The following is a 15,047-nucleotide window of genomic DNA, read 5'->3' as shown; positions in this document are numbered from 1 at the left end:
TTCTTTAAATCCTTTTAAGATTACTTCGTCGTTCCTCCTCGCAATGGCGCTTCTGTTTTCGTTCATTGCGAGCCTGCGAAGCCTGCCTCGACGGCAGTCAGGCAATCTCCCTCTACTTTATTTCTTGCTTTAACAAATTCCTTAAATCCTTTTTTGACGCTTTAAAAATAGTTCCGTGTTTATGTCCTTCTGGAACAGAAATCCTGTCGTTTATCTTTTCGAAAGTTTTGAAATCTTTGGTAGCTACAGCTTCGTAACTTTTGCTTCCGTAAGAATCAAAATAAATCAACCACTCATCTTTTACTTTTACCACACTCGGACCTTCCGTTAAATAAGCAGAGAATGGTTGTGACACATTTTGAAATGGTCCCAGCGGATTGTCAGCAAAAGCGACCTTAAGGTTACGGTTTGGCCTGGTATTGTCTTTCAGTACCAAAACATAATCCTTTTGAGCTTTTTTCACAATAACAGCATCAATGATACTGAAACCAGGATCACTGAATAATTTAGTTGGCGTAAAAGTTTCGAAGTCTTTGGTTGTTGTATAGTACATCCTGTGATTATTGTCTTCGGCCTCTACACCTTTCGCAAATCGGTAAGGAATAGTAGACGCCCAGATAATGATAAACCTGTCTTCAACATCATCATAAAACAATTCGGGAGCCCAAACATTTACCGTTTTCGCTTCGTGTTCCATCACCGGAACAATCTTTTTATTTTCCCAATGAATCAAATCTTTGGAACTCGCATAACCTACCCCCTCATTGCCTTTCCAGCCAATGGTCCAAACCAAATGATAAACACCATGTTTATCTCTCAGCATAGATGGGTCACGCATAATTTTTTGAGTTCCCAACTCCGGTTTCAGATAAATTCCGTTCACCGAATTCCAGTGGTACCCATCCTTACTATACAAATATCTTAAGCCTTCATTTGCGGGTTCGTGAAAAGATGTAAACATATAAACATCTCTCTGGCATGAAGTGAAGAGGAATAATAACAAGAGTAAAAGTCCAGCCTTGGAAAGAATGTCGAAAAAGGTTCTCGTCATCCCGAGCGAAGCCGAGGGATCTCCTTCAAAAGTGCTTCGGAAAGGGATTTCTCCACTCCTTCCAGTCGGTCGAAATGACGCTGTTTTGATTTTTCGCCTCTCTCCCATTTTGGATAGTAGCTCTTTAGTGAAGGCACCAAATAGACTTAGGACAGTATATACAAACTTTTCTGCCTTTATATTTCTGCTTAGCTGAACTAATCTATTTATATGTCTTTTTATCATTTTATTATCCAATTCTTTAGGTTATGCCCTATTAACCACACCTGCTATAGACCCATGCTTTTAGCTTTCAGCCTTTTGCCCTTATTATATGCTCTCTAATATCAGCACCCAATCGTTACCGTCCTTTTGTCCACCTTCAGGTGTGAAAGTCTGAACACCTTTGTTCTCAAACTCTCCAATAACCTTTTTTTCTCCATTTCTCGGATTAAACCATGAAGCTTTCACTTGATCACCTTTGATTTTACCCATATTGATTTTCATTTCCCTACCATTGTAATTGTAGATAAATGCGTAATCATCAGTTCTTGTTGCCAATAAACGGTTATACTTTTCGCCATTTTCAGCAATTAAAGTCTGGTCCGGAATCCTCTCAAAATAATTCGCTTTGGACAGCATCAGATCTTTTAGATATTTCATCTGCGATGCGCCCGGTGCGTTGATAGCCGAATCCCAGGTTTCTGTGGATCCGTATGCAGAAGTACTGTCTTTTTTAGAATGCATCTGCATTACCGAGTTCTGCCCGTAAGTATATCCGAAAGCTCCTGCAAAAACAGACCAATAACCATATCTTCTTACATCTGCATCTTTCCAGCGAGGTTCCTCTATATTATGTAAACCCTGTGGAATACCTTCATAAGATGGTTCCCCGTCTATGGTTGGTTTTGCTGGCTTTAAATTCCAATCCACCTCCATAAACTTCCAGTTATCTTCACCATAGTGTTTAACTTCATTTTTAGAAGTATCCTGATCGTATCTTCTATGTCCGGATTGCACCATATTGAAATCCAACCACGATTCATTATGGAACCAATCCGAAGAAGCCGTTCTTCCTCTAGGATGGTAGGTCATTAAATGTTTGCTATCAATAGACTTGATAGTCTTACCAATTGCTTCCCAAACTTCTATTTTGTCAGAACCTTTGATATCGCCACCATTTAACCAGATGATATTAGGTCTGTCCTTCCATCTTTCAGCAAGAAAAGACGCGTATTTTTCTGCTTGCTCTGCCGTAACTTTTCCGTCTTTAACCGGCGATCCCCAAACTGGAACCAAAGCCATGTAAATTCCTTTTTCGGCAGCTTTATCTATAATAAAATCAATATGATCCCAGTAATCATACTCTTCTGCATTATCCGGATTATTACCTTCGGTAACCAAAGGTTTTGAAATATCTTTGTTAACTATAGAAGAATCTCCGTAAATATTTACGGATGGAACAGTATGCAAAACCATAGCCTGCACTACATTGAACCCCTTTTGCTTTCTGTCTTCTAAATAATTTTCAGCTTCCGCTCTGTCCAGTTTGTTAAACAATAACCAACCTGTATCTCCCAACCAGAAGAATGGCTTTCCATCTTCAGTCATAAAATATCTGTTGTTTTTAGATATTTTCAGTAGCGGCATATGTTCTGCTTTTTTCTGAGCAGTACACGAAAAAAGTGCTCCGGCAATTGCAAATGGTAAAAGTTTCTTGCTAATAGACATGATCTTATTTTTTAGTTATCCAGATAATTGATCCGTTTTTATAATTGTCCAGGCTAAGGCGCTGTCCTAAATTTATCTTCTCGGTTTTAACAATCTCTCCGTTTCTTGGATTGATTTGTTTCGCTTCAAAATTCCCTTTAAAATCAGATACATCGATATTTCCACCCGAAGACTTTCCATTATAGATAATTAAGCCCTTATCACCTTTCAATACCCAAACACCATCGATATTTACAGCTTTCATTTCCGATGCCTCTTTATAGAAATCGTTGTTACCTACTTTCGGAAGACTAGCCATAGAACCGCCTGCCATAAAAGAAGCCCATGCCATTTCCGGGTAATTATCTCCATAATATAAAACTGCTTTTTCAGGATATTTTGCTCTATATTCAGAAACCGCTTTATACACCGATTCCATTGAAGTTTTCTTTGGTTTCATCAATCTGGCATGCTGACGTGGAGCTAAATTTTGCCCCCCTTTAGGCTCGTAAGCTGTTCCATCTGCCTGATAGTGCCAGTACCTGATATCTATTACCTGAATTTCTTTTGCTCTTTCTTTATCTGCTAATATCGCATCCTGTACATCTTTGGTTGTGCTTAGCGCAATGATTGGATTTTTACCCGTTTCAGCTTTCCACTCTTTAATAACATCTATCCAGAACTGAACAAAATGCAATGGCCCGGTATATTCAGCGCTAATCATCTGGATAACTCCAGAGTTATCTTTAAAGTTGTTTAAACATTGACGAATATATGCCCTATGCAACTCTTTGCGAACAGGATTGCTGATATCATAAAACTGTTCAGCCATAAAAATACGCTTGTCTCCCGCATATGGAACAGGCTCCGGAAAACCGACATTGTTGATGTTGTTAGCTGTTCTCCATGGAAAATCAGCGTAATGCGCACCCGCTTCGATAATATTATGCTGAAAATAGTTTTGATGTATCAACACCAAACCTTTTTGATCTGCTAAATCAGCGTATTGTTTTAAGCGCCCCCAATAGAATTGATTATATTTTGTCAAATCATATTTCGACAAACCATCATATGCCAAACCTTGTCCGCTTCTTGCGAAAGGTAATTCGTAAAATGGAGGCCAAACTTCGCCATTAATTCTTCTGATACGCTCGTGGTCATCTCTTCTTCTGTCGTACCAAAGACCATAATTATGATCTATCGCCAAAACATGATCTTTAACCATAGAATCAGTCATTTCGCTTAAGTTATCGGTTAAGCCTAAACCTGTTTCGCCCGGAACATATCTGGTAATATGTGGTTTTGCTTTTTCGGCGCCATGCGGTCTTGCACTACCATTCCACCATGGCACATCTGATTTCCCTCCAACTAAAACTTCATTTCCACGAACCAGCCAGCCATTTACAACCTGCATATCTGCAAGTTTCTTAACAGCTACCGTTTCCTTATAACCAATTTGGTCTATAGTTTTCGCCCCTTTAGCAGCGCCGTTTAAATTAGATCTGCTATTAGCTTCAGCAATAAAATCAACTAATTTCAAAGCCGGGTTTAAAGCTTGCTTAGACAATTCCATGGCCACATGTACCGGGGGACTGCTTGAGGCCTCAGTTAATACAGGCAAAAGCACAGCTCTTTCATTGGCAGCTTTTCCTATTCTGTCTGCTAATTGCGCATAATACAAACTTCTAGGTTTGATATATTCATTAGATTTCTCCCAATAGCCATTACCCTGAAATTGGGCCCAGATACCAAAAGCCCAGTTTTGTGCAGTTGGCGGTTGATAACATTCTACTAATGCCGCGGTACTTTGCCAAAATACACTATTCGCCGCCGACCAGCCCGCACCCTGCCCATCTTGTCCTCGATTTTTATAGCTCAAAGCCTGCCCATCAATATCTATGATATCAAATAAAATCCCCGAAGCCCAGCTGTCAATTGTACCGCTAAAACTAAATGGTTCTACAGCCTGGCATTGCACAAAAGCGCTTGGTCCTGTCGCCAAATATCCTACTGCAAAATCATGATAACCTTTTTCAGAATATAAACGCTGGAATAAGGTCTGCTGACCTTTTGTGAAGAAAATGTACCTTCTCTGTCCGCCAATTTCAGACACTGGCTCTAAAGAAATACAATCTTCTACAGTTAACTTTCTGGAACTTTCTAAAGCATATACCGCCGAGCCGGCAAAATGCTTAAACTGGATTCTCCTCACCCAAACATTCTCTGCATTTTCGATAGTAATAGCCATCCAACGATGATCTTCATCTTTTGGCTTAGCAGTATCAAAAGCAGATTTCAATTCAATATTTTCTATACCTATATTCGCAATCCTTCCGTTCCAAACATATTTTTCAACAGTCGCTTGCCCGTATTTTCCATCTAAAGCGGTAGTTATAGGCGCATCAATTTCTATGCTATTGCCTTTCACAGATACTACTGTCCTGTCCCAGGTAATATCCCTTTGCCCTGGTTTCCAGCCTAAAGAACTAATTCCACCACCAAAATGGTTAGTACCTAAAACGTTAATCCAGTTTTGAGTAGAAGGCCTGGTGATAATGATTTTATCTCCCGCTTTATAATTCGAAGCATTTTCAATCTCTAATACTCTTGCATTAACAGGCACATAAGCAGAACTAACGTTTCTCTTCTCAGCAAAATTGATATCATTCTTCCCTAAAACCCTGATTAAAGTCTCTCTTGTTGTACCTTCTCCGATAATTGTGGTTCCTTTTCCGGTAAATCCGCTTCCTCTCAGTACAACGCCGGAAGTATGCAATTTAAGCGAACCAGAAACCATATAGGTTCCCTCTTGCAAAAGAATAACTCCTCTTAACCCATCCTTACTTATAGGTAAACCCGAAACATAATCTATAGCAGCCTGTATTCTTCTTGTGGCATCTCCCGACTTTACAGGAACTACAATTTTAACCTCACCATCAGGAATAGCTTCATTCCCACCTTTATAACCTGCATAAGAAAAATCCGGAATTTGGTTTCCCAAAGAATCGGGTTGATAAACCAACTTATTATTAGCCGAAACAGAAATTGGCCCAATATCTTTCTGAGCATGTACATTTAACGCACTTCCCAACAGAAAAGCAATAAACGCTACTCCGATTTTAGTGGATTGCTGGCAATATTCAGAAATAATTTTCAATGCTAAAATATTTGTATAATTCAACTAAAAGCCTTACGATTCAACTCCTTAATACTCTCTAATTTAACGACAATATTTTATGTACTGAATTAAAGTACAGGCTTTCTTCTCTATTACAAACATACTTTTAATAGCATCCTTATTTTTATAGCATTTTCTCTATCTATTATACCATTTTATCAATACCATGAAAACAAAAAAATAAGATTACAATACGGCTTGTTCTATAAATACAGCTATTTTATTATAAAATATTATCAAGATGTTTCAATCCTTTTAATCATTGATATAGGCTTAACCGAAACTCTCATAATCGCATCATAAGAGTGAAACAGATAATTATTTTGTACATAGTGAAACACCTCGAACATGAGCAATGCTGATTTCGAAGAACGCAATACATAAGAAACAAAAAAGGAGATTATTGAACAATAATCTCCTTAAACCAATTAATAAACCAACCTTATTTTGGGGATCAATAAGGTTTCACTACCTTAACAGGAACCACACTGTTAAGATATTCTTCTATATTAGAATAACCAGATTTGGTTATGTAAGAAGCATCTGCCGGGTCATTCGGGTTCAGTCCTTTCCTGATTTCATATTCATCAGGCATACCGTCATTATCAGAATCTTTATAAGGAGTTCCTTTGTATTCAGGATAACCTCCTACCTGACTTACATCTGTTATAATTCCTTGTTTATAAGAATCTGCATGCAATCTTCGCTTAATATATGGCGATGGTGCTACAGGTTCTTTAGCTTCGGTATAAAACACCTGACCAGTTCTCACCTGTTTCACAATTCTTTCGTCCACAGCATCTCTTTTGGGAAGTATAGCACCTACATTAGCCAATACATAATCATAAGATTGCTGGGCTGTCATGATTTTACCAAAAGCAGAAAGTTTAAAAGGCTTGTTTACCTTAATCTTTGCTAAAACTTCATCCTGATTATCAACACCTTCCAACTGTACTCCGCCATCCCAATTATTTTTAGTTATTTTTGGAAATCCGTCTACAATATTTCCATTAACATAAGCCTTTCCAAAGTTATTCTTATTCTCTTTATCTCTTCCTGACTCTGGTTTGAGTATTCTATACGCGATAGGCTTATCTATCGGCGTAATAGGCCCTGGTTTATAATAGTTATTGATAAAATTATATTCAGAACGGTGATCGCCACCGTCAGCAGTTCTATTCCACCAGTTCCAAACCACGTTATTAACAAATCCAAAATCGCCGTACATACCTACCGATGGACTACGACTAATATTGGAAGCCCAAAGATTACGCATAAAAGTGCTATTTAAACCGCCAATTGTACTTCCAAAAGAATGATTATAAGTATCTAAAGCTTCTGAGAATATAGAGTTTTGAATAGTAATATTAACTGTAGGTAATTTCAGATTCTTTCCATCTCTATCATAAACATGTCTGTACATAGACATATTTTCGTCTAAACCCCAACTTGCAGAAACATGGTCAATAATAATATTACCTACTCCGTTCCCTCCTAAAGCATCATCTCTTCTTGTAACATCAGTCGCTCCTCTTCTAAAACGCATAAATCTAACCACCACATCATGAGTATCTATCAAAAACGATTCTCCCGCAATACAAACACCATCTCCAGGCGCTGTCTGACCGGCTATAGTTATATATGGTGCTCTTATAGTAATTGGCGATTTCAGATGGATAATACCTGCCACATTAAATACTACTATTCTAGCACCACCTTGCTCACAAGCCCAACGTAAAGACCCCTCGCCACTATCATTTAGATTGGTCACCACATAAACCTTTCCTCCACGGCCACCAAAAGAATAAGCACCGCCACCTTCTGCTCCAGGGAAGGCAGGAATTTTTGCCTGAGGAAGATCTTTGGGTTCTGCAGCCCATGGAATATAAGGCTTGCCCTTTTTCTCCTCTTCTTTAACCTTAACCAATGCTTTCTCCCACGCCTTTTCAGATTTAGCCTCTTCTATTCTCATTAAAGAGTCTGATTTCGCCTGAACTGCTGGGGGTATAACCGGATACTGAGCATGTGCTGCGAGCACAGCAGTTAATGAAAGTATCGTACAACAAATTCGCTTCATTTAATAGTTTATTTAGGGTAATATATAAACCGGTATTGTATATATTCAAATATAGGCAGCTATCCAGATTTTTTATTGTATCATATTCTTAATGTATTATAAAATATTATCAATCCTCTGCTTTTAACATTATTGTTTTATTATTTTGTTTAAAACACACAGATAAGCGTTAAAAATTACAAATCACATCATGTTGACAAATAAAATAGTATAAAAAAATAAAGCTCAATTCCCCCTAAACAGGTTTCAAGAACCTCATCCTGACACTACACGGATCACATTGAGGCTCTCGAAATATGTGCGACGGGCAAAACTTATAGATAAAATTGGACTATATAATACATCAAAATGGCATTACATTTATTTTAACCACTGAAGAATAATGATTTTAAAACCTCATAGACAGATTTTCTACCCCATTGCAGCTATTGGCTTTTTAACCTTATTTATAAATTGTGCAAGTCTCAAAACTGGTAACCAAAATAAACCAGCAAAGATTCCTACAGCTGCACAGGTTGGCGCCCATGCCCTACCCGAGGATATTGCACCTATAAAAGCACCATTTCCAATGCCACAATTGAAAAAGCCGGCATTCCAAAACAGAAGCATTAATATTCTGGAGCGAGATATTAAAGAAGACGTTCTAATTACGGCAATTATTCAAAAAGCCATTGACGATATAAACCAACAGGGAGGAGGAACAGTAATTATCCCCAGAGGAAAGTGGTTAACCGGTAGAATAAGTCTCAAAAGTTTTGTCAATCTTCACCTGGAAGAAGGCGCAGAACTTCACTTCAGTGGTGAAATCAAAAACTATCTTCCCGCCGTATTTACCAGAAACGAAGGCATCGAATTAATGTCATTAGGTGCATGTATATATGCAAACGGACAGGAAAATATTGCAGTAACAGGAAAAGGAAAACTAATTGGCCCACCGTTAGACTCTCCGCTAAGGAAAAGGTTCATGAATGTAGGTGTCATAGAAGATGTGGTTCCGCTTGATAAACCTGTTTCCGAAAGAGTGTACGAAGGACATAATGACGAATTTATCTTTCTGCCGATGTTCATTTCTCCTATCAATTGCAAAAATATCTTAATAGAAGGAATATCACTGGAAAGAACACCTTTCTGGAATGTTGTCCCGATATATTGCGAAAATGTCATTATCAGGGGGATCACCGTAAATTCCGTTGGAATACCACGGGGCGATGGTATTGATATCGAATCATCCAAAAATGTTTTGATAGAATATTGCACACTAAGTTGCGGCGATGACTGTTTTACCATGAAAGCAGGAAGAGGAGAAGACGGATTACGTGTTAATAAACCTACGGAAAATGTTGTTGTACGTTTTTGTCTGGCAAAAGAAGGACATGGTGGAATTACCGTTGGGAGCGAAACAGCAGCAAAAATCAATAACTTATATGTCCACGATACGGTATTTGATGATACGGGAGTTGGCATTCGTTTTAAAACACGTAGGCCAAGAGGTGGCGGCGGAGCAAACTATTACTACGAACGTATTCGTATGAATTTACGTGACGAAGCTTTCCGTTGGGATATGTTAGGCTCCCCAATGCATGTTGGAAAACTCGCCGAAAGATTACCTGCTTTGCCTATAAATAGCTTAACCCCAAGCTTTAAAAACACATCAGCTAAGGACATTATAGTAGAAAACGCAAAAGCTTTTGTTAGAATAGAAGGCATACCAGAAACACCTATGCAGAACTTCAGGTTAGAAAATGCAGTGATAAAAAGTAAAAGGCTATTTACAGCTCAGGATGCTGGGAACATAACAATAAAGAACACTACCATTACATCCGAAGAGAATATCATTAAACTTTTAGACGTAAATCATCTGAAATTTGATAAAGTTATATTCCGTACCCCACAAGGTGAAATTATTAAAGAGTTTTCGGGCACAAAGACGAAAAACATAGAATTCTTTAAAACAAGACAAGAAAAATAAGCTGTCTGAATTAAAAGAATTGGCGTTTAAATTGTAAAAAATTGGCATAAAAAATTAAAAGTTCGTTTCTTCGTGCCTACCAAATCACTTTAAATGACAATTAAAATTCTAACAAAAGACGATTTAAATGAGGTCGTCAGCGAGCGGATCTCCTCGTTGTTCAAACAACTCTCTCCACAGAGAAAACAACAGAAACTATCCGCTCTACTTGACGAAGAAAATTTAGCAATCGCAGCCTGCATTGAAGATTCCGAAATATTAGGAATTGCTTCCCTGGTTACCTATAGAACTATTTCTGGTTATAAAGGATGGGTCGAAGATGTTGTAGTTGATGAAAATGCGAGAGGTAAAGGTATCGGAAGGAAACTGATCGAGAAGCTTTTAGAAGTAGCCGATCAGAAAGAACTTAACGAAATACTTTTATTCACAGAGGCACATCGACAAGCTGCTATTAATCTTTACGAGAGTTTAGGCTTTACCAACAAAAACAGTAGTGTATATAACTACAAACGAGTTGGCTAAGTCAAAGAGCATGTTTTAAAAACATCATTAACTATCCCGTTATTAACATGATTAATATGACGGGGTAGTTATCCCACTCCTGTTATTTATAGGGCTCAAAATCTAGTCACCCCACGCTCCCATAATTTATCAATTTACACCTTCCGAATTGTGAAATTATTATACAAAACTGATAATTAACCATCCCTCATTTTGGACAGAAATAAATATCAAAAAAATAAAACAAGTCCTTAAAAACCCATCCACCCCTAAAATCAAAAAGAACTATACTGGCATGCAAATTGGAGAATAGGAACCTATTACAAACAAAAATCTTATGAAAATGAAAAAAATTGCATTTATAGGTTTGCTTTCTCTATCGGGATTATTATTTAGCTGTAAAGATGAGAACAGTGCAAGCACTGGTAAAACGCCAGTAACTTTAAAAATCACCGATGCACCGGCTTATTACGATGCCATACTTTTAAACATTAAAGAAGTAGAGATTAAGACTTCTTCGGGTAAAGAGATTATCGCAATCGATGCACTTCCTTTCGATATACTTAGATACCGAATGGGAAGAGATACTGTTTTAGCCAGCGATTTTGTTCCTTCCGGAAAATTACAGGAAATAAGGTTAAAACTTCATGATGAAGGAAATGCAGTGATCATTAAAGGCGTTAAATACCCGTTAACTACACCTAGTGGTCAATCATCAGGGATAAAAATAAAGGTAAATGAAGAGCTTATACCAGACGTGGCTTACACTTTACTTTTAGATTTTGATGCCGCTAAATCTATACACCAAACCGGAAATGGGAAGTATATGCTGAAACCAGTAATAAGAGCTATTCCAGTTTCAGTATCGGGAACAATCAGAGGAAAGGTATCTCCAATAGAATCTTTTCCACAAGTCTTGGCTATTGATGCCAATCTTGACACTATTGGTACACAAACTACTTTAACCGGCGATTTTTACATCCCAGGAATACCGGAGGGGACTTATAAAGTTGTGGTTCAGCCTACCACTACAGGATTTGCAACAAAAGTAATGGAGGGTATATCCGTAACAAAAGGCAACATCACAGATTTAGGCGTTATTACATTAACACCATAATACTCTTTTAATAAAATCATTTCAAAGGCCTTGGATAATTTCTAAGGTTCTTTGAAATGATTCTAAAACTCCTAAGCCAAATATTAAAGAGTTCATACAGTTATATTTAGAGCAATCTCATCTTTTGGTAACATTCCAATACCTGATTACACCAAAATTATGGATTCAATATAAAAAAGCTTATGTTGGCGCCATATGGAAAGAAAGACACTTGCTATTGTAGGCTGTGGTAAACTTGCCTCAATAATTGCCGATGCGTTAAATGCGAACTTATTACCAGAATATCAACTTATTGCGACCTATTCCAGAAGCATAGAAAAAGCACAGAACATAGCCAACAAGGTTAACAATGAATCCCAAAAAGATTCACCTTGTAAAGCATGCAACTCTCTGGAAGAATTGTTAGCCAGCGAAGCAAACTATATTATCGAAGCTGCATCTCCGGACTCTATGAGAACTTTAGCTTTACCAGCTTTAAAAAACGGCTCTTCTATCGTAACATTATCAATTGGAGCCTTTGCCGACGAAGAATTCTATGAAGAAGTAAAAAGAACAGCTTTAGCTAACAATGCCCGTGTACATTTGGTATCCGGAGCTATTGGAGGATTCGATGTAATGCGTACCGCAGCATTAATGGGCAATTGCACAGCAACCTTTGATACAGAAAAAGGGCCGAATTCTTTAAAAAGATACTCGGTATACGATGAATCTCTACAAACGGAAAAAAGAAAAGTATTTGAAGGGAACGCGAAAGAAGCAATAGCTTTATTTCCTAACAGTGTCAACGTATCTGTGGCAGCTTCTTTAGCTTCTGTTGGCCCAGAAAAAATGAAGGTTTCTGTAACTTCAACACCTGGATACATTGGCGATAACCACCGTATAGAAGTTAAGAACGAACAAGTACACGCCGTAATTGATGTTTACAGCTCAACTGCACAAATAGCAGGATGGAGCGTTGTTAATACGCTTAGAAATATCGTTTCTCCTATCGTTTTTTAATATTCTATGAAGATGTCTAAGAAGAGAAATTTATCTGTCGGGCTGAGGCTCTCGAACCATCAGTGTGACAGCGTTAGCTCTTTTTAGACATCCTCTATTAACCATTTCACCAGGAGAATACATTCCCGTCCAAAATAAAATATCCTTACTATCAAATAATTGCCAAACACAAATTATGTACATGTATTTGTACATAAAAAAATACAAAATCATCTTAATTACCAACGTATCTGATTTTAGGAAAGACATCAAATCCTATTTGGACAAAGTGGCTAAGAATTTCGAGCCCCTGATCATTAATCGAGGAAAGGATTCGGGAATAGTAGTGATGTCCCTTGAGGAATACAATTCGTTAATGGCGACAAACCACGAATTATCTTCCCGTAAAAACGAAATGAGGTTAGATTCTGCAATTGAAAAACTTAAAAACGAAAAATCATTTACCAAAGATTTAATCGAAGATTAAAAGAAAATGAAATACGTTTTTGTAGATGAGTCCTGGGAAGATTATTTGTATTGGCAAAAAAACCGACAAGAAAAAACTTAAACGGGTAAACGATTTATTGAAGGACATTTCCAGAACTCCATTTGAGGGTCTTGGAAAACCAGAACCCCTGAAACATAAATATTCCGGGTTCTGGTCGAGAAGAATCGATGAAGAGCACCGATTAATTTATAAATATCAGGATCATGTAATTCTTATTGCAAAATGCAGATTTCATTATGGCTAATCTTTTATAGCAAGCCATTAGTTCTGTTGAGATCTCATATAAGTCTCAATATTTGCCAATACTTTTTCACTCAGACGGTCAAAGGCCTGACGAGTGCGGCCTACCGATACGCCCATATAATTTACGTTAGGATGGTTAATGAATTTCTCATTTCCCAAAGCAATTAAAGTATCGCAATATAAAACATTATCCCGATCGATCCATTTTGCAAAAGGCTCTTCATCCCATGCCGGTGAAAGCCCGGTATTGAACATGATTTTTCTATCTCCCATTGCTTCAAATTCCTCTTCGTGAAGCAATACGGTATTTCTGTTTAAACAGTTTAATATCACTTCACTTTCCTTCAACAACTGTTTTAATGGTAAAAATTTATAACCTTTTTGTTTAGCAGTCTCTTTTTCCGAGCGAGCGAAATAAGAGATTTCTGCACCTAAAAACTTCAATGCATCAGCAATCATCCCTCCTGACACCCCTAATCCAACAATCCCAACTTTAATACCTGTAATCTCTCTTGGTACACCATCCCATGGTTCACGAGGTGTACCGTCATTTCTGGTTCCAAATCCGTGTAAACAACGAACCAATTCGCTTATCACGTACTCTACTACACCTTCATCCCCGTAATCCCTAACACCCAGTACTGTAATCCCTCTCGAATTAGCATACAAAATATCAACGTTTGCACTTTCTGGCGTATATAAAGAACAGCACATTCCAATATATTTAACATTGGGACATTGCTCCAATGCGTCCTTTCCTAATCTGGAAGTGTAGCTTATCAGAACGGCATCCGCATCTCCAATCCTTTTAGCCATCTCTTCCACAGACCCTGGCATATCATCATACATCACTACTTCCTGGGCATAATCAAACAAGGCCTTCTCCGCAGAAGGAATTAAATTTAAAGGCTCTACGGCTACAAGTTTCTTAAACATAGTCTCTCTTTCTATTTTATTGATATGTGTAAGGATGTGATGATAGCAAAACTTTTAGGAAAAAGCAAACCGTACTGCTCAAAACAACGCTTCCTATCTTATTTTGACAATGCTGTGCTCAAGCACAGACAATCTTAGGTACCGAAAACTCGACAATAACTACCACAAATCCGGCACTAGCTCGAACCTGATTCAATATAAACTCGGATTAAACTCGGATAAAACAGGGAAAATATCCCTATTTTGCCCGAGTTCAATCCTTGTTTGTCCTGTATTTAATTACTGTGTCCTATACTAGATTTACTTGACAAATTTGGACGGTAATTACTAATTTTGGTTTACAATTTATATTATTTTCCCGATATTACTTTACACTAAATTTTATTTTCCTGATTTCACTTTACCATGCATTACTTGATGCATGTTTTGCTTGTGGTGTTTGAAGCTGGCAAGAGAAGTGGGGTCTGATCTGGTTATAACTGATAATTGCGTTTTCTACTGCATCTTTAGCTTTTTGGTATGAGTCAAAAGATTGGTATAGATTAAATTCTTGTTTTAAAATACCATTCACCCGCTCTGCGATAGCATTATCATAAGGGCTTCCATTTTGCGTCATGCTAATTTGTACATTTTGGCTGATCAATAATTGGACATAATCGTCACAGCAGTATTGAATTCCCCTGTCAGAGTGATGAATAAGAGGTCTTTTGGGTATAATCTTGATTTTAACGCCATCTGAAATGCTTTTATGCATCCTTCTGCTTTTAAGTTTCGACTTAAGTTATAACCTACAATTTTTC

12 protein-coding genes are annotated in these 15,047 nt (G+C 37.7%); 6 read left to right on the top strand and 6 right to left on the bottom strand.

The features are described from left to right. Window positions 1-112: 112 nt before the first annotated feature. The 4 genes from PEDSA_RS01630 to PEDSA_RS01615 all read right to left on the bottom strand — a co-directional run bounded on the left by PEDSA_RS01630 (window position 113) and on the right by PEDSA_RS01615 (window position 7,995). Complete coding sequence (locus PEDSA_RS01630) at window positions 113-961, bottom strand: glycoside hydrolase family 43 protein (RefSeq protein ID WP_245546801.1); 849 nt, start codon at window positions 959-961, stop codon at window positions 113-115. A 399-nt stretch (window positions 962-1,360) separates the two neighbouring features. Then, window positions 1,361-2,761: a glycoside hydrolase family 140 protein gene (locus PEDSA_RS01625; RefSeq protein WP_013631405.1), complete on the bottom strand. Its 1,401-nt coding sequence runs from the start codon at window positions 2,759-2,761 to the stop codon at window positions 1,361-1,363. Window positions 2,762-2,765: 4 nt separating this feature from the next. Then, a complete protein-coding gene (locus tag PEDSA_RS01620; protein WP_013631404.1) occupies window positions 2,766-5,921 on the bottom strand; it encodes a DUF6298 domain-containing protein in 3,156 nt (1,051 codons plus the stop codon). Between the two features lie 451 nt (window positions 5,922-6,372). Further along, entirely contained in the window at window positions 6,373-7,995 is a 1,623-nt protein-coding gene (locus PEDSA_RS01615) for a polysaccharide lyase (RefSeq protein ID WP_013631403.1), read from the bottom strand. Window positions 7,996-8,377: 382 nt separating this feature from the next. On the opposite strand from PEDSA_RS01615, the gene PEDSA_RS01610 reads away from it, so the two are divergent. The 6 genes from PEDSA_RS01610 to PEDSA_RS01585 all read left to right on the top strand — a co-directional run bounded on the left by PEDSA_RS01610 (window position 8,378) and on the right by PEDSA_RS01585 (window position 13,312). After that, complete coding sequence (locus tag PEDSA_RS01610; RefSeq protein ID WP_013631402.1) at window positions 8,378-9,964, top strand: glycoside hydrolase family 28 protein; 1,587 nt, start codon at window positions 8,378-8,380, stop codon at window positions 9,962-9,964. Window positions 9,965-10,057: 93 nt separating this feature from the next. Next, window positions 10,058-10,486, top strand: coding sequence for a GNAT family N-acetyltransferase (locus tag PEDSA_RS01605; protein WP_013631401.1), 429 nt, complete (start codon window positions 10,058-10,060; stop codon window positions 10,484-10,486). 322 nt (window positions 10,487-10,808) lie between these two features. Further along, window positions 10,809-11,582 (top strand): DUF4382 domain-containing protein, encoded by a 774-nt coding sequence (locus PEDSA_RS01600; RefSeq protein WP_013631400.1) that lies wholly within the window; start codon window positions 10,809-10,811, stop codon window positions 11,580-11,582. Between the two features lie 195 nt (window positions 11,583-11,777). Then, window positions 11,778-12,581 (top strand): aspartate dehydrogenase domain-containing protein, encoded by an 804-nt coding sequence (locus tag PEDSA_RS01595; protein WP_013631399.1) that lies wholly within the window; start codon window positions 11,778-11,780, stop codon window positions 12,579-12,581. A gap of 181 nt (window positions 12,582-12,762) precedes the next feature. Continuing rightward, window positions 12,763-13,047 carry a type II toxin-antitoxin system Phd/YefM family antitoxin gene (locus PEDSA_RS01590; RefSeq protein WP_245546799.1) on the top strand — a complete coding sequence of 95 codons (285 nt, stop codon included), beginning with the start codon at window positions 12,763-12,765 and terminating at the stop codon, window positions 13,045-13,047. A 25-nt stretch (window positions 13,048-13,072) separates the two neighbouring features. Beyond that, window positions 13,073-13,312 (top strand): Txe/YoeB family addiction module toxin, encoded by a 240-nt coding sequence (locus tag PEDSA_RS01585; protein WP_013631397.1) that lies wholly within the window; start codon window positions 13,073-13,075, stop codon window positions 13,310-13,312. 17 nt (window positions 13,313-13,329) lie between these two features. Here PEDSA_RS01585 and PEDSA_RS01580 read toward each other — a convergent pair whose 3' ends face one another. After that, the gene (locus PEDSA_RS01580; protein ID WP_013631396.1) at window positions 13,330-14,247 is read right to left on the bottom strand and encodes an NAD(P)-dependent oxidoreductase; all 918 of its coding nucleotides are present in this window, start codon (window positions 14,245-14,247) and stop codon (window positions 13,330-13,332) included. 400 nt (window positions 14,248-14,647) lie between these two features. Further along, window positions 14,648-15,001, bottom strand: a complete 354-nt coding sequence (locus PEDSA_RS20045; RefSeq protein WP_052305749.1) for an integrase core domain-containing protein — start codon at window positions 14,999-15,001, stop codon at window positions 14,648-14,650. Window positions 15,002-15,047 lie beyond the last annotated feature (46 nt).

Origin of the sequence: Pseudopedobacter saltans DSM 12145, assembly GCF_000190735.1 — a bacterium.
GTDB classification, from domain to species: Bacteria; Bacteroidota; Bacteroidia; order Sphingobacteriales; family Sphingobacteriaceae; genus Pseudopedobacter; species Pseudopedobacter saltans.
The sequence above is the reverse complement of the archived record's forward strand: the minus strand, read 5'-3'. Positions and strand labels throughout refer to the sequence as shown.